15 protein-coding genes are annotated in these 21,980 nt (G+C 64.7%); 10 read left to right on the plus strand and 5 right to left on the minus strand.

What is annotated here, in order from left to right; translation table 11 throughout:
• Positions 1 to 14 precede the first annotated feature (14 nt).
• The 3 genes from ACW17X_RS04615 to ACW17X_RS04625 are packed head-to-tail and all read left to right on the plus strand — an operon-like array spanning position 15 to position 2,522.
• Positions 15 to 863, plus strand: a complete 849-nt coding sequence (locus ACW17X_RS04615; RefSeq protein ID WP_492099872.1) for a 2,4-didehydro-3-deoxy-L-rhamnonate hydrolase — start codon at positions 15 to 17, stop codon at positions 861 to 863.
• On the plus strand, positions 860 to 1,609 hold the full coding sequence (locus ACW17X_RS04620; protein ID WP_492099873.1) for an SDR family NAD(P)-dependent oxidoreductase: 750 nt from the start codon (positions 860 to 862) through the stop codon (positions 1,607 to 1,609). Before ACW17X_RS04615 ends, ACW17X_RS04620 begins: the two co-directional genes overlap by 4 nt.
• Before the next feature lie 10 nt (positions 1,610 to 1,619).
• Complete coding sequence (locus ACW17X_RS04625) at positions 1,620 to 2,522, plus strand: amidohydrolase family protein (protein WP_492099874.1); 903 nt, start codon at positions 1,620 to 1,622, stop codon at positions 2,520 to 2,522.
• Positions 2,523 to 2,562: 40 nt separating this feature from the next.
• Here the strand turns inward: ACW17X_RS04625 and ACW17X_RS04630 are convergent, their stop codons facing one another.
• The 4 genes from ACW17X_RS04630 to bglB all read right to left on the minus strand — a co-directional run bounded on the left by ACW17X_RS04630 (position 2,563) and on the right by bglB (position 11,693).
• Positions 2,563 to 5,301: an exo-rhamnogalacturonan lyase family protein gene (locus ACW17X_RS04630; protein WP_492099875.1), complete on the minus strand. Its 2,739-nt coding sequence runs from the start codon at positions 5,299 to 5,301 to the stop codon at positions 2,563 to 2,565.
• Positions 5,302 to 5,403: 102 nt separating this feature from the next.
• The gene (locus ACW17X_RS04635; protein WP_492099876.1) at positions 5,404 to 8,550 is read right to left on the minus strand and encodes a TonB-dependent receptor; all 3,147 of its coding nucleotides are present in this window, start codon (positions 8,548 to 8,550) and stop codon (positions 5,404 to 5,406) included.
• Positions 8,551 to 8,939: 389 nt separating this feature from the next.
• Positions 8,940 to 10,559 carry an MFS transporter gene (locus tag ACW17X_RS04640; RefSeq protein WP_492099877.1) on the minus strand — a complete coding sequence of 540 codons (1,620 nt, stop codon included), beginning with the start codon at positions 10,557 to 10,559 and terminating at the stop codon, positions 8,940 to 8,942.
• Between the two features lie 27 nt (positions 10,560 to 10,586).
• A complete protein-coding gene (bglB, locus tag ACW17X_RS04645) occupies positions 10,587 to 11,693 on the minus strand; it encodes a beta-galactosidase BglB (RefSeq protein WP_492099878.1) in 1,107 nt (368 codons plus the stop codon).
• 284 nt (positions 11,694 to 11,977) lie between these two features.
• Between bglB and kduI the strand changes: the two genes are divergently transcribed.
• From kduI to ACW17X_RS04680, 7 genes are all read left to right on the plus strand, one after another.
• Entirely contained in the window at positions 11,978 to 12,823 is an 846-nt protein-coding gene (gene kduI / locus ACW17X_RS04650; RefSeq protein ID WP_492099879.1) for a 5-dehydro-4-deoxy-D-glucuronate isomerase, read from the plus strand.
• A 32-nt stretch (positions 12,824 to 12,855) separates the two neighbouring features.
• Positions 12,856 to 13,614 (plus strand): 2-dehydro-3-deoxy-D-gluconate 5-dehydrogenase KduD, encoded by a 759-nt coding sequence (kduD, locus tag ACW17X_RS04655; protein ID WP_492088986.1) that lies wholly within the window; start codon positions 12,856 to 12,858, stop codon positions 13,612 to 13,614.
• A 21-nt stretch (positions 13,615 to 13,635) separates the two neighbouring features.
• Positions 13,636 to 14,679: a PfkB family carbohydrate kinase gene (locus ACW17X_RS04660; protein WP_492099880.1), complete on the plus strand. Its 1,044-nt coding sequence runs from the start codon at positions 13,636 to 13,638 to the stop codon at positions 14,677 to 14,679.
• Between the two features lie 56 nt (positions 14,680 to 14,735).
• Entirely contained in the window at positions 14,736 to 15,947 is a 1,212-nt protein-coding gene (locus ACW17X_RS04665; protein ID WP_492099881.1) for a rhamnogalacturonan acetylesterase, read from the plus strand.
• A gap of 101 nt (positions 15,948 to 16,048) precedes the next feature.
• Complete coding sequence (locus ACW17X_RS04670) at positions 16,049 to 16,366, plus strand: L-rhamnose mutarotase (RefSeq protein ID WP_492099882.1); 318 nt, start codon at positions 16,049 to 16,051, stop codon at positions 16,364 to 16,366.
• Positions 16,333 to 19,356, plus strand: a complete 3,024-nt coding sequence (locus ACW17X_RS04675; protein ID WP_492099883.1) for a beta-galactosidase — start codon at positions 16,333 to 16,335, stop codon at positions 19,354 to 19,356. The genes ACW17X_RS04670 and ACW17X_RS04675 overlap by 34 nt, the downstream gene beginning before the upstream one ends.
• Before the next feature lie 16 nt (positions 19,357 to 19,372).
• The gene (locus ACW17X_RS04680) at positions 19,373 to 20,356 is read left to right on the plus strand and encodes an alpha/beta hydrolase (RefSeq protein WP_492099884.1); all 984 of its coding nucleotides are present in this window, start codon (positions 19,373 to 19,375) and stop codon (positions 20,354 to 20,356) included.
• A 400-nt stretch (positions 20,357 to 20,756) separates the two neighbouring features.
• Here the strand turns inward: ACW17X_RS04680 and ACW17X_RS04685 are convergent, their stop codons facing one another.
• Entirely contained in the window at positions 20,757 to 21,959 is a 1,203-nt protein-coding gene (locus tag ACW17X_RS04685; RefSeq protein ID WP_492099885.1) for an acetyltransferase domain-containing protein, read from the minus strand.
• Positions 21,960 to 21,980 lie beyond the last annotated feature (21 nt).

Below are 21,980 nucleotides of genomic sequence, written 5' to 3' on the forward strand. Positions count from 1 at the left end.
GAAAGACCTCACCCATGAAACTGCTGCGCTACGGCCCCAAGGGCCACGAAAAACCCGGCACGCTGGACGCCGAGGGCCGCATTCGCGACCTGTCCGGCGTCATCGCCGACATTACGCCGGAACAGCTGTACGGCCCGGCGCTCGAGGCCCTGAAGGCCATCGATCCGGCCACCCTCCCCCTGGTCGAAGGCCAGCCCCGCTATGGCGTGCCGGTGAACGGCAGCCGCAAGTTCATCGCCATCGGCCTGAACTTCGCCGACCATGCGGAGGAGTCCAATCTGCCCATCCCGGCCGAGCCGGTGGTCTTCACCAAGGCCATCACCTGCCTGAACGGCCCCAAAGACGACGTCATCATCCCGCGCGGGTCCGAAAAGACCGATTGGGAAGTCGAGTTGGGCGTCGTCATCGGCAAGACCGCCACCTACGTCACCCAGGCCGAGGCGCTGGACCATGTCGCGGGCTATGTCCTGATCAATGACGTGTCCGAGCGCGCCTTCCAGACCGAGCGCGGCGGGACCTGGGACAAGGGCAAGGGCTGCGACACCTTCGGCCCCGTCGGCCCCTGGCTGGTCACCACCGACGAGGTCGGCGACGTTCAGAACCTGGACATGTGGCTGGACCTGAACGGCAAGCGGATGCAGACCGGCAACACCCGGACCATGATCTTCGGCGTCGCCGAGATCGTCTCCTATCTGTCGGAGTTCATGACGCTGGAGCCCGGCGACCTGATCACCACCGGCACCCCGCCCGGGGTGGGCCTGGGCCAAAAGCCGCCCCTGTATCTGAAGCCCGGCGACACGGTTCGCCTGGGCATCCAGAAGCTGGGCGAACAGGGCCAGACTTTCGTGGAATGGACCCGATGAGCGCTTACGCAGGACGATTTGAAGGTCGCACCGCCGTCGTCACCGGCGGCGGCTCGGGTCTGGGCAAGGCCTCGGCCGCCCGTATCGTGGCCGAGGGCGGCAAGGTGGTGCTGTGGGACCTGAACCCGGAAGCGCTGAAGACCGCCGCGCAGGAAACCGGCGCGACCCATGTCATTGCGCTGGACGTCGCCGATCCCGACGCGGTCGCGGCGGCCGCGGCTGAGTCCGCCGAGGTGCTGGGCCGGATTGACATCCTGGTCGCCTCGGCCGGGATCACCGGCGCCACGGTTCCGGTGCATGAGTTCCCGATCGACAGCTGGAAACGCGTCGTGGACATCAATCTGAACGGCGTCTTCTACTGCTCGCGCGCCATCGTGCCCTTCATGCTCCAGAACGGCTATGGCCGTATCGTCAATGTGGCCTCGGTCGCAGGCAAGGAAGGCAACCCGAACGCCAGCGCCTATTCAGCCTCCAAGGCCGGCGTGATCGGCTTGACCAAGTCGCTGGGCAAGGAACTGGCGGGCAAGGGCGTCATCGCCAACAGCCTGACCCCCGCCACCTTCGAAAGCCCGATCCTGGAGCAACTGCCCCAGAGCCAGGTCGACTATATGCGTTCCAAGATCCCGATGGGCCGCCTGGGCGAGGTCGAGGAGAGTGCGGCCATGGTCTGTTTCATGGCCTCCGAGGAGTGCAGCTTCACCACCGCCTCGACGTTCGACACGTCCGGCGGCCGAACGACCTACTAGGGTCCGACGGGTGCCGTCGGACCTTCGCATCGTCGATCCCCACGTCCACCTGTGGGACCTGTCACGCGCGCGCTATGGCTGGCTTCAGGACGATCCCCTGCCGAACAATCCGGCGGGGGACATGTCCGACATCGCGCACAGGAACTATCTGCTGGACGACTATCTGTCGGACACGGCCGGGTGGCGCGTGGACAAGATCGTCCATGTCGAGGCCGGCCAGCCGATGGGCTGGCAACTGTCCGAGACGGACTGGCTTCAGGCCATGGCCGATCAGCGGGCCTATCCCCAAGGCGTCGTCGCCGGCGCCGATCTGCTGGACCCCGACCTTGACGCCCTGCTGGAGGCCCACGCCGCACGGCCGAACGTGCGCGGCGTGCGTCAGATCGTCTGCTGGCACGAGGATCCGCTGAAGACCTACACCGACCGCGACCTGCTGCGCGATCCGCAGTGGGTCGAGGGATTCGCCAAACTGGCGCGCCATGGCCTGTCGTTCGACCTGCAGCTCTATCCGTCGCAGATGGCGACGGCGGCCATCATCGCGGCCCGCCACCCCGACATACCGATCATCGTCAACCACGCCGGTCTGCCGACCGACCGCGACGCAGCAGGCATGGAGCGGTGGCGCAGGGGCCTGCGCCTTCTGGCCGCCCAGCCCCAGGCATCGATCAAGATTTCGGGCCTGGGCATCACCGACCGCGCCTGGACCTTGGACTCCATCCGACCGACGGTCCTTGAGTGTATCGAGGTCTTTGGGACCGAGCGCGCCATGTTCGCCTCGGACTTCCCTGTCGAGCGCGTCCACGGGACGTTCGACGCCTTCTATTCCGCCTTCGACGCGATCACGGCCGACTTCTCAGCCGATGAGCGTGACCGCCTATTCGCCGCCAACGCAGAGGCGATCTACCGCCTATGATACGGGGCGGGCGACCGCCGAACGGCCGCCCGCCCCATCTTCACGACGTGAAGCCGAGCCGCGCGGCGGCTTCCTCCAGACTGTCTCCGATCAGCGCGAGGTTCTGAATGGCCGCCAGGCTCCACTGAGCCGCGTCATTGGTCGAAACCTGCGGGTCTTCCTCGATGGGACGCAACACATCCACCCCGCCGACGGTGGTCGTCCGGGCGTTCAGCAAGGCGCGCAGGCTCTGCGCGTCCCGCCCCAGGAACTCGGACCAGGCGCGTAGAGCCAGGGCGTGGTCATTCTCCTGATGGGCGGCGTAGGCGGACAGGCGCGAATGCCCCTCCACCAGCGAGCGCCCCGGCGGGACAGTACCGAGCAGGGCGGAAATCTCGCCCGGCGGCGCATTATAGTAGCGGCAGTATTCCAGCCAGGCGGCGCGATAAGCGGGCACGTCCAGCAGGTCCAGCAACTCGGACGTCATCTCGACGACGCCGAACACCGCGCTGAGATGCGACACCCCGACATAGTCGCCCTGCCCCTGATACCGGCCGGTGGCCAAGTCAAAGGGCGCTTCACCCGCGAACCAGCGACGTTTCATGCCGGCGATAGTATTCATTCCGTTCAGGATACGATCGCGCCAGCGCGGATCGCCCGTTCGCTCCCATTCGGTCAGCCAGGCGGCGATGAAGGCGCCCCACGAGGTTCCGAACCCGGACACCACCTGCCCCTCTGGAACGGCCCGTCCGGGCGCCGGGGGCAGTTTGCGCGAGATGTCCACGTTGAGCAGAGCCTGCTCTGAGGTCGTCAGTTCCCGCATCAGATCGCCGACACGCTCGTCGGCCGTCAGGAAATAATAGATGCGGCGATAGGCGACGTTTGAGACGCGCGGCTGTTTCGACGAGTCGGACCAGTGCTGCACGCCATGACGGGTGCCGAACCCCTTGAAACGGCCCAGGTGATAGACGTCGACCTCGCCCGTATGGCGGGTCATCGCCTCCGCGAACTTGAACAGATCGGCGCGTCCCGTTCGAAGATAGCTGGTCCAGAGCCACAGATCCGTCGAAAGCTCGGAGTTGTCCCAGGCGTATCCGCCCACGTCGTACCGCCACATATGCCGGTCCGGGTCATAGGTGTGCATGACGTCGCCATACGACCAGAAGCCGTACCAGCGCCTCTGCTCGGCCTCCTTCATATAATGATCGAGCAGATAGGTCAGCCGACCCTCCAGCCCTTGTCGAATGGGCGTGGACGCGTCTGGCAAGCCCCAGTCTCCGAACACCCCGGCGGCGTGCAGGCGCGCCGGTTCGACCGTCAGACGGGCTGGATCGGCCACCTGTTCGGCCATGGCCGAAAACGCGGCGTGCGACGGCGTCGCCCCCAGGGCCCATAGCGTCAGTTCAGAGGTGCGGGCGACGCCATGCGCGTCGTCCCAGCCGTCCTCATAGTCCTCATAGGTGATGTTCAGGCCGACCATTTCCTCGGCCGTCGTATCCATGCCGTTGGCGCTGCGGTACGGGCGCATATCCATCGGCGGGGCCTCTGGCGACCACAGCCAGGCGGTGATCTGCGCCTTGTCCGTATGGGCGTTGCGCACCTCAAGCCCCGTCGGCGCCCTTTGCCAGAAATCCTTCAGCCCCAGCGCCACGCCGCCTGTCGCGCCGCCGGCGTAGACCAGGCCTCGGCTGCGGGCGCCGGCGTTGGAATCGATCCAGGCATGGCCCTCGGACGTCCGCTTACGCAGGGTGAAGCCGTCCGGCGAGAGCTGGGAAAGCGTGAAATCTCCCCATTCCGGAATCCACTGAAGCCCGTCGTTGCGCAGTATCTCGGGCAGGTCGGCCAAAGCGACCGCCTGCCCCTCGATCTGGGCGCGTCGCACGGCCGGCGTGGGATTGGCGCGGGTGCGCAGCCCCGTCAGGGTCCGCACCGCCTCACCCCAGACTCCGGGCCCTTCGCCTGAGAAGCGGACATGGCGATTATAGCTTTCGTCCGTCATCGGGGCCTGGACCACGACGCCCAGGCCCCGGATGAAGTCCTTGGCCGGATCGCCGTCGAAGATGAAGCTGTGGACGATGCGGACGCTTTCCGAGCCGGCATAGAAATACAGACGCACCGAGACCGGCAGCCATTCGCGGCTTCCATCGCTGTGCACGCCGTCCAGCTTCAGCACCGCCCGCACCGGGCCGGTCTGTTCGACCGTCACCTTGCGAATCTGGACCTGATAGCGCGACGACTGAACAGCGCCTGTCGGCGCAAGCTCGGCCTGGTCCTGGGACAGGGCGACCAAAGAAAGATCTTGGACGGTGACGCGGCCTGCGCGGGACGCCTGCGACACCAGCACGGGGCCGGACTTGGGGATCCGCCATTCCAGATCGCCGGATGTGACGACGATCTCCCCTCCCCCCTCGACGACACGCACGGGCCGGGCCGGCGCCCTGGGCGCGCCCGGGATTATGGACAGGTCTTCCTTCGCCGCATCGGGCGTCACGGCGTGGGCTGACCATTTCAGGGAGCCGTCGGGCCAGTAGGCGATCGGCCAGGACTGTGTCGGGGTCTCACGACCATCGGCGCTGCGGATCTTGAAGGCTTGGCTCGGCCTTATCGACCCTCGCGGCCAGGGCACGCCGAAGGTCGCACCTTCCAGCCGCACCGGCTTTCCGCCGTCCAGCCATCGCAACGGGGTATCGACAGGCGCATTGCGCGCTGCGGCCAGGACCGGCCCACTGACGGCCTGGGCCGCCGCCAATGCGCCCGCCCCCAGCAGAAGGGCTCGGCGAGAAGGTGTGACAGAGGCCATGGAATGCTCCGTTCGCCCGAACTGACGCAGGTGTCAGAACTCAAAAACCAAAAAAATTGGGCCGCCGTCCTCTCGAACGACGGCCCTAGGATATCGGGGGAGTCAGTATTTGTAGGTCAGGCCCGCGAAGAAGCGGCGACCCGAATAGCCGGTGCTGATCAGGCGGATATCGCCGGCCCAGGTGGTTTCATCTTCACCGGTGAGGTTCTTGCCCTCGGCGAACAGGGTCAGCCCCTTGACGGGCGCCTTCCAGGAGATCTTGCCGTCCAGATAGCCGGTCGGATCCTTGAGGACCGGATTGCCCGACTGGTCGGCCGCCGTAACCAGATATTCCGAGCGGTAGTTGTAGGCTAGGCGCGCATTGATGGGACCGCGCTCGTACCACAGGGTCGCATTATAGCTGTCGGTGGACAGACCGGGATAAGGCAGTTCCGAACCATCCAGCTGGCTGTAGATCCCGACTCCGGTCGCTTCCTGATAGGTATAGTTGACGTCCGCGCCGAAGCCCGAGAAGACGCCGGGCAGGAAGGTGAAGGCCGTCTTGGCCGTCAGTTCAATGCCGGAGATCGTCGCGCCTTCGCCGTTGATGAAGCTGTTGTAGAAGTACATAACGCCGTCGCCGAACACATCCCGCTGGCCCAGGTTCGTGCGCGAGGACAGATAGAAGGTCTCGATGTCCTTGTAGAAGAAGCCAGCCGATAACTGACTGTCCCGGTTGGGATACCACTCGAACGACAGATCGTACTGGGAGGCCTCATAAGGCTTCAGGTCAGGATTGCCGGCGCTACAGCTGTCAGGACCGTCCTCAGACGTGCCGTCGTTGACGAAGTTAATGGTGCACGTCAGATTCGGTATCAAGAAATTGTACAGCGGACGCGCCATCAGCTTTGCATAACCGACGCGCATGCTCAGTTGATTATCAATCAACCATGCGTTCATGTTGAAGCTGGGCAACCATTTCGTGTATTCGCTTGTCTGGTTAACCACCGTGGTAGAAACGGTCCCCGTTGTTGAGACGCCTCCAACAGACCGAACTTCGTTTCTTACATACTTGCCCGACGTCTTGATTTCCGTGTGAACGCGCCGCAGGCCGAGATTTCCGACGATATCCAGGCCAAGCAGCGGCAACTGCCAATCCAGACGGACATATTGAGCGTCCGTCTTCTCGTTCGCACTATCCGGGATCTGATCATAGGTATTGCCGTCAGTCCCGACGCCGGAATACAGATTGTTCAGATTGAAATTGGTCGTATCGAGATACTGGGCGACAGTGTTGTAGTCTGGGTACATCCAGGTCGAGGGCAGAGGTCCAGCATAATGGAAATCGGCCGGCAACGGCGTCATAGCCGCATCAAACACTGAGTTCGAGAACGCCCGCGACCAGGTTTCGGTCGTTGTGAAATAGTTGGTTGCATACGGGTTGCCGTATTGGGCAGCCGTCTGATCGACTGTCGCCATATCATCAACCCGTGCCGTCGAGTTGATCGAGTTCGCATAGATCACGATGTCATCGACCGCAGACCCCAGATTGGCTCCGGGGCTGACTATGAAACCACCGTAGCCATACCCCTTTTGAGTAGCATCCGAGTAACGACCCCCAAATTTGATATTGGTCAAGAAGGTCGTGCGTGGGTCAAACTCGGCATCCAGCTTGTACTGGTCTTCGGTATTCGCCGACTGAGACGGACGATACTGAATCTGGTACTGGCTGACGGCGGAGGCGTCGCTCGGCGAATAACCCGGAGCGAAGGTGAAAATCGGCGCGGACGTGCCCGGCTCCAGAGTCACGACCAGGCCCGGGGTGTTGTAGCCGATCGACACATTATTGGTCTGGCTCAGCGTCTCCGTATCCGCATTGGCGCCCATGAAATCGACCTTCAGGCGGTCACCGACCCAGCGGAAACCATAGGTCAGATAGTTGGACTCCGACTCGTAACGGAAGTCCCGCGACGAGACGCTGAAGGAGGTGTTTCCACCCCGACCCGAAGTCCCCAAGCAGTCGCCGACAACATAGGAGGTGACATTGTGGTTCTCATCCACGACCACGCCCGGAACGTTCTGGGCTGTCGCCACCGACACGCGCGGGCATGTGCCATCGCTTATAGTGTAGTTCAGTCGATCCAGGGACGTGAAGTCGGTCCCGTAATTGATGTCGTTCAACTGCTGTGTGCGCGAGTTGGTCTGATAGGTCGCGAAGGCGCGCAGGGATTCACTGAACTTGTACTCAAGCGTGAACTCCCCGGACTTCCGTTCGTCGTCCCGCGTCCAGACCCGGTAACGGCTCACACGCGGGTTATAGTCGTACCACTGCGTCAAGCACGCCGTGCGCGCCTGGTTTGTCGTGAGAGAGTTGGAGTCTGGCGTAGAAATCGTCGCGCACTCCGCTTCGGTCCCCACGCTCGCCAGCGCGTCATTCACAGCCTGACTGTATGACTGATTGTAATAGTTGACTGTTTTCTCTGCCGAATTATCGAAGTCGGCCAGTCTCGCCCAAGAGTTCCCGTCGTAGAAGTCACCGCGGGTCAGGACGCGGTCATAGGTGACATTGGCCATCACCCCCAGTCGCCCGTCCAAAAGCTGGGTGGCCCCGAAAAGGCTGGCGCGCGGCTTCCAGTCCGGAAGCGTATCAAGTTTTTGGCCCGAAAGGGTCAAGGAGAAGGTCGGGTTGCGGAAGTCCAGAGGTTTACGGGTCGTCACAGCCACCGTGCCGCCGATGCTGCCCTCGGTCATGTCCGAAGTGAAGCCCTTGAAGACATCGATGGACTTGACCATCTCGGCCGGCAATTCGCGAAAATCGTTGGAACGCCCGCCGCCGCCGTAAACACCGATATTGCCTGCCGTGGAGAGAATGCTGACGCCGTTCACCTCGACCCGGTTCAGATCGGGCTCGACCCCGCGGATCGACACAGCATTGCCTTCGCCGAAGTCTCGCGACAGCTGAACGCCCGTCACCCGCCCCAGGGCTTCACCGACGTTCTTGTCCGGGAATTGGCCGATATCGTCTGCGACGATGGAATCCGACACCGTGCCGGCGTTCCGCTTGCGCCCCATCGCCGACTGCAGGCTGGCGCGGATGCCCGTTACGACCACCTCTTCAACCACGGTAGGCTCGCTCGCCGTCGGCATCGACGTCTGAGGCGCTGCCGCCTGTTGAGCTAGAGCTGGCCAAGCCGAGCCGATCACCAAAGCCGCCGTGCTGGCCGTGAACATGAAACGGCGCGCAGAACGCCCCTCGGTCTTCGTATTCATCTAGATTTCCTCCCTTGGCTTATAGCCTTATTGTTGAGCGACACTTTCGCAGCCCGACCGGTCCCGATCAGTTTTCTGGAAAAGCGAAGATCCCTGGCCAGATCTGCCAAGCGGATCGATTGCGTCATTCGCGCATCGCGTACTGATTGCGCCGGGCGTCATTGAAGACGCGCTGACGACTACTTCCTCCCCATTTGCTGCGGCTGACCCTTATCGGGCTCTATCTCTTGGCGACCATCTATAGCATCGCGTTTCATCAGTGCCAAATATGATTTTGCCGTTCCACACTGTGGGAAATTGCCATGACCGCCGACGACGTCTTGCGGGTGCGTCAAAGTCGCCGGCAGCCAAGGCCAGTTGGACCAACTCGAAGACCGACGGAGGCGAGGTTAGGCAGGCCCGCGCGGCTCAGACACGGAGGGCGTCTTGGCGACAAGGGGATTGCGTCCCCACAGTTTGGCGTATGGCCAGCCGGTCAGATCCTCCACCACCGCCTGGGCCTGTGGACTGGATGGCGAGACCTCGCCTGCACGAAGCCGCTCGATCTCATTCATCAGCACCTGATGGCTGGCGGCGTCGAGGCGGAAGGACCAGGACAGGATCGCGCCCAGCGCCATCACGGCGATCGGACCGGCGACGAGCAACGCCGCCACTGTCGCTACCGCGCCCGGCGTCTGGACAATCCCCGCGCCCGCGACCGGCGACACATAGCCGCCTGTTTCGATCACCCAGCCGGTCAGGATGATGGCGCCCGATTGCGCCAGCTTGCGCACCAGGGTCATCACCCCGGCGAATATTCCCTCGCGGCGTTGGCCCGTCACCGCCTCGTCGATATCCGGCAGATAGTTGTAGACCGACCAGGGCACGAAGTTCAGCGTCCCTCGGCCCAATCCGGCCAGGATCACCGGCGTCAGCAGCCAGAAGACGGCGCCCAGGTCGAACGCGCTGTTCGCTGGGTTCATGACCGCGAAAAGGTCCTGGCTCATCATCTCGGGCCGCACCCAATAGAAGACCAGCAGCAACAGCAGAGCCACGGTGAAGAAGGCGGCGGCCGAGCGATAGGCGACCACAGGCCCGATGCGGATCACCAGATGGATGGCGATCATGACCGAGACCAACTGGGCGACATACATGGCCGTCATCATCTGCGAGATCATGACCGTCGCCCCCGCCATCACCGTGGCGACGAAGATCGGGAAGGCCGTGTTGAAGATGTCCTGCGAGATGTAGCCGCCCAGATAGATCGACAGATGCTGGCGGAAGGCCCGAATACGAAGGGTCGAGGACAGATCCCGGAACATCCGTACCGGAATCATCAGCGCCGCTCCCCAATCGAGCGGCTTGGAGACCACGGTTTTTTCCGCCTCGGTATAGGGCCGCTCCCAGGTGAAGATCACGACGATCAACACCACCAGGCTGAACAGCAGGCCGAATATGGTCGCCATGATCAGGAAGGTCTGAGCCGAATCTTGTCCGCCGAACCTGTCGATGATCAGCGTCGGCAGATAGGAGGCCAGGATGGCCGACGACTGGGCGACCAGCATCCTCGCGCCTGCGAACTTGGCCTTCTCCTTGTAATCCTTGGTCATCTCCGCCGCGAGCGTCTCCCACGGAATAAGGAACATCGTGTAGAGCAGCTCGAAGAAGATGAAGATCGTCAGGTAGTAGGCGAAGGTCTGACCGCTGACGAAGATCAGCGCAAAACTGGGCAGCAGCGGAATGGTGATCAGCAGGAAGATCTTGCGACGCCCAATCTTTCGACCGATCCATGTGTGCCTGAGATTGTCGGACACATAGCCGATCAACGGACAGGTGATCGCCTCAAGCAGGCGCGGCAATCCCAGGATCAGCCCCGCCTCGACCGGCGTCAGGTCGCAGAAGGTCGTGAAGAAGTAGAACAGCCAGCCGGTGATGACGGCCTGAGCCCCCGCCCCCAGCATGTCTCCGGAGCCCCAGCCCCAATAATTATACCAACGCGGCGAACGCATCTGCGACGGCGTGACACTCATGACGGACCCCTCCCGAACCGCGGCGCGTCAGATGTACTGACGCAGGAATTCCGCCAGGCACAGGATGGCCAGCGACTGTCCGTAGGGCATGGAGGTCAGCGGGATGTCGCGATAACCCTGAAGATCATCGAAGACGGGCGTGCCGAACGAGACCTGACGCAGTTCGCCGTCTTGCGAGACATTGGCCAGGACGCCTTTGACGGCCTTCAGCGCCATGGGCGCATATTCGGCGCTGATGTAGCGTTTGCGGACCGCCTTCAGGATTCCGTAGGCGAAACCGGCCGTGGCCGAGGCTTCCAGGTAGCTGTCCGGGTCATTGATCAGGGTGCGCCACAGGCCGCTCTCGTCCTGATGCTCCGCCAGAGCCTTAACCTGGGCCTCCAGCGTTTCGATCAGGAACCGTCGCAGACTGTCCTCCGGCGGCAGATCCAGCAGTTCTATGAACTCCGGAATGGCGATCGTCACCCAGCAGTTGCCGCGCGCCCAGAGCGCATCGGCGAAATTATGCCGCCCCAGGAAGGTCCAGCCGTGGAACCACAGCCCCGACTTCCGATCGAACAAGTATTTGATATGTATTAGGAACTGTTTCTTGGCTTCCTCGATATACTCCGGACGTCCCAGGACCAGGCCGATCTTGGCCAGGGGCAGGACGCTCATCATCAGGGTGTCGTCCCACAGTTCCTGCGGGTTCTCGTCATTGAAGACGATGTGCTGGAACCCGCCCTCCTCCGTGCGCGGAAGCCCGTCCATCAGCCATTCGGCCCAGGTGTCTAGATAGGGAATGAAGGTCTGATCGCCGGTCTGTTCATACAGATAGGCCAGCGTCAGGAAGGGCGAGACGGTGTTGATGTTCTTGGTCGGCGTACCGGCTGCAAACCGGTCCCGGAACCAGTTCAGCATGATGTCCAGCGCCGCTGGATCATCGGTCTGCTCATACAGTTTGTAGATGCCGTACAGGCCGATGCCGTGGGTCCATTCCCAGTCGTTCCAGCCCTTGGTGTCGATGACCCGACCATCCTCGAGCCGCAGCAGGAACTCGCCCGACTCGTCCTTGATGTTCACCAGATTGTCCATCAGCCGCGCGATGGTGTCGCGCACGTCGGCGTAAGGCAGATCGTGGATCAGATTCGGCATGACTGCACTCCCAGGCGCCCGCGGCGCCAATCAAACAAGGCGAGACGAAGGATGGGGATCGCGCATGAGATTTGACGGCGCCGGGCACGCCCGCGCATCATCTCCTTGCCCCCAAGCATTCCATCCCATTCTCAAAACGGCGCTAGCATCGCCGTCCCATTTTTTATATATCATTCTCATTATGTGAGCATCTGGACCTGGTCAAGGATCGGGTTCGCGAACAGCTCAAACCTCAGACAGGCTCGGTCCCTTCGAACCGTCCAGCCCTCATTTTCGGAGATTCCATGTACGACAAGGTCTATCAGGCGACCCATCCCGACATGATGGACGGCGCTACGAACCAACAGCTGCGCGACCGCTATCTGGTCGAGGCCCTGTTCGTCCCCGGCAAGATCAGCCTGAACTATTCGCACAATGAGCGGATGATCATCGGCGGCGCTACACCCGGCGACGTCGCCCTGCCCCTGCCCAGCCATTCCGAACCACCGTCGCTGGCCGGCAAGCCCTTCCTGCACGCCCGCGAGCTGGGCGTCGTCAACATCGGCGGAGCCGGCTCGGTGAGCGTCGACGGGAAGACCCTGGCGCTAGGCTTCCGTGACGGGCTTTATATCCCCATGGGATCGGCCGACGTGACCTTCGCCTCAACAGACCCCGCAGAACCGGCCAAATTCTATCTGATCGCGACGCCGGCCCATGCCCGTTACGACCTGACCAAAATCTCGATCGACGAAGCCGTGCCGCTGGAAATGGGTGCGCTGGAAACCTCGAACGAACGAACCATCTACCAGTATATCGTGCCGGCCAAGGTCAAGTCCTGCCAGCTGCTGCTCGGCGTTACGGTGCTGAAGCCGGGCTCGGTGTGGAACACCATGCCGCCGCACCTGCACGACCGCCGTTCCGAGGCCTACCTCTACTTCGGCCTGGGCGAGAACGACCGCGTCTTCCACTTCATGGGCGAGCCGGACAAGGCGCGCCACATCGTCGTCGCCGACGGCGAAGCCGTGATCAGCCCCCCTTGGTCGATCCACATGGGTTCGGGCACCTCCAACTATACCTTCATCTGGGGCATGGGCGGCGAGAACCTCGACTACACCGACATGAACAAGCTCGACATCTGTCAGCTGAAATAGTTCGCGCAGCGACAGAAAAACGGGAGAAACTCATGAGCAACCCATTCGACCTGACCGGCAAGGTCGCCCTGGTGACCGGCGGCAATGTGGGCCTGGGGCAGGGCATCGCCCTGGCTCTGGCCGAGGCCGGGGCCGACATCGTCTCCGTCGCCTTGTCCGATTCCGACGAGACCGTCGCCCTGGTTCAGGCCATGGGCCGTCGCGCCCATGCCGTCAGCGCCGACCTGACCTCGATCGAGCCGGTCGGACGGGTGGTTGAGGAAGCCCTGGCCGCCATGGGCCGGATCGACATCCTGGTGAACAACGCCGGCCTGATCCGTCGCGCCGATGCGGTGGACTTCACCGAGGCCGACTGGGACCTGGTGATGAACATCAATCTGAAGACGGTCTTCTTCATGAGCCAGGCGGTCGCCCGTCTGTTCATCAAGCAGGGCGACGGCGGCAAGATCATCAACATCGCCTCCATGCTGTCCTTCCAAGGCGGCATCCGCGTGCCCTCCTACACCGCCTCCAAGTCGGGCGTCGCCGGCCTGACCAAGCTGATGGCCAATGAATGGGCCCCGCACGGCATCACCGCCAACGCCATCGCGCCGGGCTATTTCGCCACGGCCAACACCCAGGCCCTGCGCGAGGATCCGGTCCGTTCGGCCGAGATCCTGGGCCGGATTCCGGCCGGTCGCTGGGGCGAGCCGTCGGACCTGGGCGGCGCCGCCGTCTTCCTGGCCAGCCGGGCCTCGGACTATGTCCAGGGCGCCATCCTGCCGGTCGACGGCGGCTGGCAGGCGCGCTGAGACACGGCTAAGCCTGTACGCATGACCCAAAACGCATCTCCCCGCCGCATCCTCTGCTTTGGCGAGATGCTGCTGCGGTTCTCGCCGAACCAGAACGAGCTCCTGCTCCAGTCCCCCGCCCTGACGGTCCGTCCGGCGGGGGCCGAGGCGAACGTCGCCGTGTCCCTGGCCCAGTTCGGCGCCCCGACCGCCCTGGCGACCGTGCTGGCCGACAACGCCCTGGGCCGCGCGGCGCGGGACGAGGTGCGCAAGCACGGCGTCGACACCTCGCCCGTGGTGTTCCGGCCGGGACGAATGGGCCTGTACTTCCTGACGCCCGGCGCCGTCCGCCGCCCGTCCGAGGTGCTGTACGACCGCGCCGGCTCGGCCTTCGTCGAACACGTCCATGACGCCTTCGACTGGGATCAGCTGCTGGACGGGGTCGAATGGCTGCACGCCTCGGGCGTGACCCCAGCGACGGGGCCGAACGGCTCGGCCGCCGCCGTCGCCCTGATCGAGGCCGCCGTGCGCAAGGGCGTGAAGGTCAGCTATGACGGCAATTTCCGCGGCAAGCTGTGGGAACAGTGGGACGGCGATCCGCCGACCACCCTCGGCCGGATGCTGGCCGGCGCCACGATCGCCTTCGCCGACGACCGCGACTTCGCCCTGGTGCTGAAGACCAAGTTCGACGATCCCGATCCGGCCGTGCGCCGCCGTCAAGCCGCCGCCGCCGCCTTCGCCGCCTTCCCCCGCCTGCAACGCATCGCCTGCACCCTGCGCGTCCAAGACAGCGTCGCCGACCAGGCCCTGTCCGCCGTCATGCTGACCCGCGACGGAGACGGCGTGATCGAGACCCGGGCCGAGGCCATTCAGTTGGCCGGCGTCATCGACCGCGTCGGCGGCGGCGACGCCTTCGCCTCCGGCGTCCTGTTCGGCCTTTGGAGCGGGTGGACCGACCCGCAGGCGCTCGACTTCGGTCTGGCCGCCGCCGGCCTGAAACATTCGGTCCCGGGCGACTTCAACCTGTTCTCGGCAGACGACGTCAAAGCCGCCATGCAGGATAATGGGTTCGATATCCGACGGTAGACCGCGCGGCCTTAGCGCGGATCGAAACACCCCCAAGCTGACCTGGAGCCTACCCCATGATGTTGACGGCGATGGCGATGGCGACGGCCTTGTCGACCTGGCGGTTCGACCTCTCTGCCCCCACCAGCGAACCCGGCCGTGTCGCGGTCGCGCCCCACCAGGTCTATACCCAAGGGCAGTACGGCTATGAGCCGGGGGGATCGGACGACGGCTTTCTGTTTTCGGTCGCCGTGCCCGAAGGGGTTTATCGGGTGACGATCCGGTTCGGCGGCCGCGAAGCCGGACAGACCACCGTCAAGGCGGAAGCACGCAGACTGATGGCGCGCGACGTGGTCACCCAGGCGAATGCGGCCGTCACCCGCAGCTTCCTGGTGCACGTGCGCGGCCCCGCCCTGCCCCAGCCCCCCGCCAATGCGCCGGGCGGATCCGCCGTCAGATTGTCCGACCAGGAGGCGAACAGTCTGACCTGGGACGACAAGCTGACGCTGGAATTCCTGGGCGCCCCCCGCGTCGCCTCCATCGACATCGAGCCGGCCGAAGCCCCGGTCATATACCTGGCCGGCGACTCCACGGTGACGGACCAGCCGGCGGAACCGGCCGCCAGTTGGGGCCAGATGCTGCCCGCCCTGCTGACGCCGGACATCGCCGTCGCCAACTACGCCCACTCCGGCGAGACGCTGAAGTCCTTCATCAGCGAACTGCGACTGGCCAAGATCCTGTCCACGCTGAAGGCCGACGACTGGCTGTTCATTCAGTTCGGTCACAATGACCAGAAGACGCAATGGCCCCAGACCTATGCCGACCCGCAGACCACCTATCCCGCCTATCTCCGGGTCTTCATCGCCGAGGCCCGCCAAAGGGGCGCACACCCGGTTCTGCTGACCTCGCCTGAGCGTCGAACCTTCGACGACGGTCTCATCGCAGACAGCCTGGGCGACTATCCAGACGCCGTGCGTCGCGTCGCGCAGGAAGAAGGCGTGCCCCTGATCGACCTGAACCACAGTTCGCGCGAGATCTACCAAGTCCTGGGCCCCGACGGTTCGGCCGCCCTGTTCAACGACGGCGGCGCCGACCGGACCCACCACAACAACGCCGGGGCGTGGCTGCTGGCGCGGGCCGTCGCGGCCCAAATCGCGCAAGACATTCCGACCCTGCGTGATCACGTGGCGTCCGAGGCGAGGCAGTTCGTTCCGGACGTCGCGATGATGGACGAGACCGGGATCGTGGCCAGCGACGCCTATAGCCGACAGCGCCCGCGCGGCGACTGAAGGCCCGCGACGCATCGCCGCCGCCTTGAGGTTTGACCGTTGGATGGAAGCGAGTTACCACATAGTGAAATAACGTACCGAATAATCGGTCTGGAGGATTTATGAGCTCGCTTCACGCCTTTCGGATGCAGCTGAAACCCGGGACTGTCGACGCCTACAAGGCGCGCCACGACGACATCTGGCCCGAGTTGGCCGATCTGCTGAAGGCCAGCGGCGTGAGCGAATATTCGATCTTTCTGGACGAAGAGACCCTGTCGCTGTTCGCGGTCATGCGCCGGGCGGACGACCACACGCTGGACCAACTGCCCAACCATCCGTTGATGCGTAAATGGTGGACGTCGATGGCGCCCCTGATGGAGGTGGAGGCCGACGACAAGCCCAGCGAATGGCCGCTGCGCCAGATGTTCCATCTGTCCTGATGCGCCGCGCCCTCTTGTTCGCGGCCGCCGTGGCCGCCGCCCCCCTCCTGTCCTCGGCGCCCGTCACGGCGCAGCAGGCCCGCTCCACGGCCGACTTCACCGCGCCGGCTCAGACCTTTGGCCGAGTCTCGTTCGACGCCCGATCCCTGATGATCGACGGCGAGCGGCTGGTGATCTGGTCCAGCGAAATGCACCCGTTCCGCCTGCCCAGCCCGGAGCTGTGGCGGGACATTCTTCAGAAGATGAAGGCCAGCGGTTTCAACACCGTCGCCTTCTATTTCGACTGGGGCTACCACAGCCCCAAACAGGGGGTTTACGACTTCACCGGCATCCGCGACCTGGATCGGTTGCTGCAGATGTCCGAAGAAGAGGGCCTCTATGTCATCGTCCGGCCCGGTCCCTACGCCAACGCCGAACTGACGCGCGGCGGCTTTCCCGGATGGCTGGTCAACCAGCGCGCGCCGTCGCGAACGGATTCGCCCGAATACCTCGCCGCTGCCGACGAATGGCTGACCCAGGTCAACGCCATCATCGGCCGCCACCAGATCAATGGCGACGGCAGGGGCAACCAGGGCTCGGTCATCCTCTATCAGATCGAGAACGAGCTGGCGGCCACCACCCCGGCCCATCGCCGCTACATGGATCATCTGTACGCCAAGGCGAGGGCGGACGGGATCAATGTGCCCATCTTCCACAACGATCAGGGCCGCAACGGCTACTGGACGCCAGCGAACTCGCCGGTGGACAAGGTCGTTCCCGGCCCGGTCGACCTGTACGCCTTCGACGGCTATCCCGGCGGCACCTGCACCGTCCAGGGCCGCACGACGCGCGGCGCCGCCGCGCCTGACTGGGGCTTCTATGGTCCGGGCGGCGCCAAGGGGGGCGCCTCGGCCTCTCCGGCGACGCCAGGCTTCATGGCCGAGATCGGCGGCGGCTGGTTCGACTATTGGGGATCCAACGGCGGCTATGAGTGCAACGCCGTCCAACGCGGCGAGCGTTTCCAGCGTGTCTTCTACGGCGTCAACCTGGCCAACGGCATCTCGTTGCAGAGCATCTATGTCGGCTTCGGCGGGACCAGCTGGGGCTGGCTGGCGGCGCCGGTGGTGTTCACCAGCTATGACTATGGCGCAGCGATCTCGGAGGTGCGTGAGATCAGGCCCAAGGCCGAGGAGATGAAACAGCTCGCCGGCCTGATCGCCTCGGTCCCCGACCTGGCCGGCATGGTCCCGGCGGGCGTCCCGGAAATCTCCTCGCCCAATATCCAAGTCTATCACAACCGCAGCCCGGAGACGGACGCCCGGTTCCTGCTGGTGACGCACAAGCCGTCGAACGGCCAGACCAACGACCGGTTCACCGTCACCGCCGACCTGCCCGACGGGCGCTATGTCATGCCCATGACCCTGAACGGTTTCGACGCCAAATGGCTGGTGGCCGGGGTCGATCTGGCGGGCCAGAGACTGGTCTATTCGACGTCGGAGTTGCAGGCCGTTATGCCCGCGACCCGACAAGACGTCCTGCTGATGTACGGCCGAACGGGGGAGCCCGGCGAAACCGTTCTGCGCTTCACCTCGCAACCCGATGTGACGGTGCTGGACGGCGATGTGCGTTCGACGTTCGATGCGGCGCGCGGCGATCTCAAGCTCGACTATGAGCATGTCGGGCTAAGCCGTGTGCGAATCAGCGGCGGCGGTCGGCCTGATCTGCTGCTGCTGATCGGCGAAGAAAAGGAAGCCGCGCGGTTCTGGCGCCAGGGCGATGTTCTGGTGCGCGGCCCTGCCCTGGTGCGACATGCCCGGACCGAGCGCGGGCGGCTGCTGCTGACCGGGGACACGCGCGAGCCCACGCCGTTGGAACTGTGGTCCGCCACGCCGGCATCTTCGGTGCTGTGGAACGGCGCCGTCGTCGCCACCCGCCCCACCGCGTCGGGCAGTCTGGCGGCCCGGACGCCCCTGGCCGGACCGGCGGCCTTCGCCCTGCCCGCCTTGACCGACTGGCGCGTCGCCCCGGGATCGCCCGAGGCTCGGCCAGACTTCGATGACAACGACTGGCAGGCGATCGATAATCGCCCTTACGCCAGCAACACCCTGCGGCCGGACGGTCAGCCCAATATGTTGATGGACGCCTATGGCTTCCACGAGGGCGACGTCTGGTATCGCGGCCGGTTCGAGGGCGGGCCGGAGGCCGAGACGATCAACCTCTTCTACGGCGCGGGCGGTGCCGGCATGGTTCAGGTCTTCGTGGACGGAGCCTTTGTCGGCCAGCACGAACTGCCCAGCGGCATCCCCCGCCCGATCACCACCGGCGTCGCGACCTTCGATCTGCCCGAGGCGGCCCGCACGCCCGGACCTCATGTCGTGTCGGTGATGGTCCGCAACAACGGCCACAACTGGAATCTGGACGCCAACGACTTCCACAAGGAGGCGCGCGGTCTGGTGTCGGTTTCGGTCGCGCCGCGTGTCGGTCCCGGCTTCGCCGTGCCGATATCGTGGAAGATCCAGGGCCGCGCCGGTGGAGAGGATTTCGCCGACACCCTACGCGGCGTGCCTAACAACGGCGGCCTGTTCGGGGAACGCCACGGATGGCACCTGCCGGAGTTCAAGGATGCCGACTGGCGCCCCGGCCTGGTGGGCCAAGCGCTTCAGCCGGGCGTGACCTGGTATCGGACGCGGTTCGATCTGGACGTTCCGGCGGGCCAGGACGCCTCCATCGGCCTTGCCTTCGGCGATACGGACACGCCCCGATCCGACCGGGCGTACCGGGTGCTGATCTTCGTCAATGGCTGGCACATGGGCCAGTTCATCGCCAATGTCGGTCCGCAGCGGGTCTTCTCCCTGCCCGAAAACATCTTGAACCATCGCGGCCGGAACAGCATCGCCCTGGTGGTCTCCACGGACGGCGCGCCGGGCAATGTGCTCGAAGATGTGCGGCTGGTGACCTTGCGCAACGTGCGGGGCGGGGTGGACGTCACCACTCGCGCCCAGGCCCAGTGAGCGGGGACCGATTTAGATGAAGACGCCGTCCTCTCTGATCGAACGTCGCGCCCTGCTCGGCCTTGCCGCCGGCGCGGCTCTGGCGCCCGCGCTTCCTGTCCGCGCTCAGGATAGGGCGCGGCATTCAGCCCAGACCGGCCTGGAGGTTCACCCCCTCTGGCCCAACGGCGCGCCCGGCGGCGAACAGGTCACAGCCCAGGAACAGGTCATCCTGCGCACCCCCGGCGGCGATCCCAACGACACCGCCTATCTGCACATCCGCGATCCCTGGCTGGCGGTGCGTCGCCCGGCGCGTCCCAACGGCGCGGCCATACTGATGATCCCCGGCGGCGGATATCAGCGGGTGGCCGTCAGCAAGGCCGGCGGATCCATAGACGCCGGCCTGGCCGATCTGGGCTTCACCGTCTTCGTCATGAACTATCGTCTGCCGGCCGATGGATGGGCGGCCGGCCCTGATGTTTCTCTTCAGGACGCCCAGCGCGCCATCCGCATGGTTCGGGCGCGGGCGGACGAACTCGGCTTCGATCCGGCCCGCGTCACCGTGGCGGGATTTTCGGCCGGAGGCCATGTCGCCGGCCGCTTGGCGACCACCTTTGATCGGGACGCTTATGACCCCGCCGACGCGATTGATCGACTTCCGACGCGCCCCGACGCGGCCGGATTGATGTTCCCGGTTGTGACGATGATGGAGCCTCACGCCCATAAGGTCTCGGCGCGGGCCCTGTTGGGAACGACGCCGCCCGCCACCCTGCGCGACGCCTATTCGATCGAGCGCCATGTTCCGTCGAATGCGCCTCCACTCTTTCTCGCCGCCGCAGCGGACGACCGCGTGGTGTCCGCCGAGAACAGCCTTCTCCTCTGGCAGGCATGCCGCGCCCAGAATCTCCCCTGCGAACTCCATCTGTTCGAAAAGGGCGGCCACGGCCTGGCGGACTCGACTTCAGGCGCGCACCCGGCATGGATGGCCTTGCTGAACGACTTTCTGAGGACCGACCGCTGAGCAGTCCTCGGCCTATGATCCGGCACGAACCGTCCTTCGTTCCAAGCCCGGCGACGGCCCCTTGTAGTCCCGGTCGAACGCCGCCGGGTTGATCGCCGTATCGGCGTCATGAAAGACCCGCGTCGCCGTCTCATGTTGACCATCGCTGCGGGGCTGGAACCGCACGCAAGTCGACGGTGTTCAAGCGGCATGACTGACCGAGGTTCGACTCGCCAGGGCCCTCTAAAGCCAAGGGCCTCAAAGGACGCCGTCGTTGTCGAGGACCCTTCGCAGGATTCGATCCGCATGACGGCCCAGGAAGCCGACCTGTCAGCCATCCGAATGCTGGATGCGGCGTCGGAGGCGCGAAGGAATCACGACAAGGGGGAGCGCGACGCGTGAGGCGGCGATCCATCCGCCTTCAGAGGTAGCGCATCCACGGCTGGGAACTGCGCCGCTTGACCCGTGCAAACCAGCGACAGGCGAACCAGCAGGGCACGGCGACGACAGCTGCGATGGCCCACAGCCAGCCGACGCCGGGCACGCCGAAGCTGTCGCCCTGGTTGGCGCCGAACAGGGCTAGGGCCGATAGGTACAGCAGGTGCAGCCCGTAGATGTGGATCAGATAGAAAAATAGCGGCGCCCCGCCGAAGACGGCCAAGACGCCCGTCAACCGCGCCGGCCCCTGCTCCAAGGCGGCGAGACCCAGGGCGCCGACGCCTAGAGTCAGCAGGACGAAGTCGGCCGAGGGCGGATATTTGGTCAGGTTCAGCACGCTCATGACCGTGTGAAGCGCCGTGGCCTGGACCGCCCAGGGCGTCGGATCGCCGTAGACATTGAGGGCCCGGAGCACCACCAGCAGCGTCAGGGCGGCCAAGCCGGTCAGGATTAGACGCCGCAGACGCTGCGACGGATCACTGACGAACCAAGGCCCGATCCCGTACCCCAGGGCCGCGACGCCGATCCACGGCAGCAGCGGATAGGAGGTTCGCACCTGACCGCCCCAGGGCAGGTCGATCAGGGTGCGGTCGTGCAGCACCGCCCACAGGACATGGCCCGGCTGGCCCGCCGCGATGGTGATGGGATCCAGCAGATTGTGACCCAGGATGATGATCAGGCCGACGGCGATCAGGATCGGGCGCGGCAGATGCACCAGGGCGGCCAGGGCGATCATCGACAGGCCGATGGCCCAGATGACCTGAAGATAGATGATCTGGGGCGTGAAGGAAAAGCTCCAGCCGAAACCGACAAGCGTCAGCTCCAGCGCCACCAGAAACAGGCCGCGTTTCAGCAGGAAGTCGGACGCCGCCCGTGCGCCGACCGCCCCGCCCCCCCCTCTGCCATTGCCGTACAACCAGGCGCCCAGTCCGGTCAGGGCCACGAACACCGGCGCGCAAAGGTGTGCCGACAACCGGGTGAAGAACAGGGCCGGCGAGGTCGTCTCCAGGTTCATCGGGTCCGAGACCTGGGCGTGGATGAAGAAGAACTCCCGCGCATGGTCCACCAGCATCAGCAGGATGACCAGGCCGCGCAGGGCGTCGATCGAGCGGATGCGACCGGCCGAACGGACCTGTTCGGGCGGGGCGACGGAGGCGGGCGCAAGCGTTGCAGCGGTTGACATCATCAGGCGGAAGCGGATAGCCGA

The organism is Brevundimonas sp. FV1ye4L, from assembly GCF_058681255.1.

Excerpts from the sequence above, each read along its gene's own strand:
- ACW17X_RS04615 (WP_492099872.1), top strand. The coding sequence starts at position 15 with ATGAAACTGCTGCGCTACGGCCCCAAGGGCCACGAAAAACCCGGCACG.
- ACW17X_RS04620 (WP_492099873.1), top strand. The coding sequence starts at position 860 with ATGAGCGCTTACGCAGGACGATTTGAAGGTCGCACCGCCGTCGTCACC.
- ACW17X_RS04630 (WP_492099875.1), bottom strand. The coding sequence starts at position 5,301 with ATGGCCTCTGTCACACCTTCTCGCCGAGCCCTTCTGCTGGGGGCGGGC.
- ACW17X_RS04635 (WP_492099876.1), bottom strand. The coding sequence starts at position 8,550 with ATGAATACGAAGACCGAGGGGCGTTCTGCGCGCCGTTTCATGTTCACG.
- ACW17X_RS04640 (WP_492099877.1), bottom strand. The coding sequence starts at position 10,559 with ATGAGTGTCACGCCGTCGCAGATGCGTTCGCCGCGTTGGTATAATTAT.
- bglB (WP_492099878.1), bottom strand. The coding sequence starts at position 11,693 with ATGCCGAATCTGATCCACGATCTGCCTTACGCCGACGTGCGCGACACC.
- kduI (WP_492099879.1), top strand. The coding sequence starts at position 11,978 with ATGTACGACAAGGTCTATCAGGCGACCCATCCCGACATGATGGACGGC.
- kduD (WP_492088986.1), top strand. The coding sequence starts at position 12,856 with ATGAGCAACCCATTCGACCTGACCGGCAAGGTCGCCCTGGTGACCGGC.
- ACW17X_RS04660 (WP_492099880.1), top strand. The coding sequence starts at position 13,636 with ATGACCCAAAACGCATCTCCCCGCCGCATCCTCTGCTTTGGCGAGATG.
- ACW17X_RS04665 (WP_492099881.1), top strand. The coding sequence starts at position 14,736 with ATGATGTTGACGGCGATGGCGATGGCGACGGCCTTGTCGACCTGGCGG.
- ACW17X_RS04670 (WP_492099882.1), top strand. The coding sequence starts at position 16,049 with ATGAGCTCGCTTCACGCCTTTCGGATGCAGCTGAAACCCGGGACTGTC.
- ACW17X_RS04675 (WP_492099883.1), top strand. The coding sequence starts at position 16,333 with ATGGCCGCTGCGCCAGATGTTCCATCTGTCCTGATGCGCCGCGCCCTC.
- ACW17X_RS04680 (WP_492099884.1), top strand. The coding sequence starts at position 19,373 with ATGAAGACGCCGTCCTCTCTGATCGAACGTCGCGCCCTGCTCGGCCTT.
- ACW17X_RS04685 (WP_492099885.1), bottom strand. The coding sequence starts at position 21,959 with ATGATGTCAACCGCTGCAACGCTTGCGCCCGCCTCCGTCGCCCCGCCC.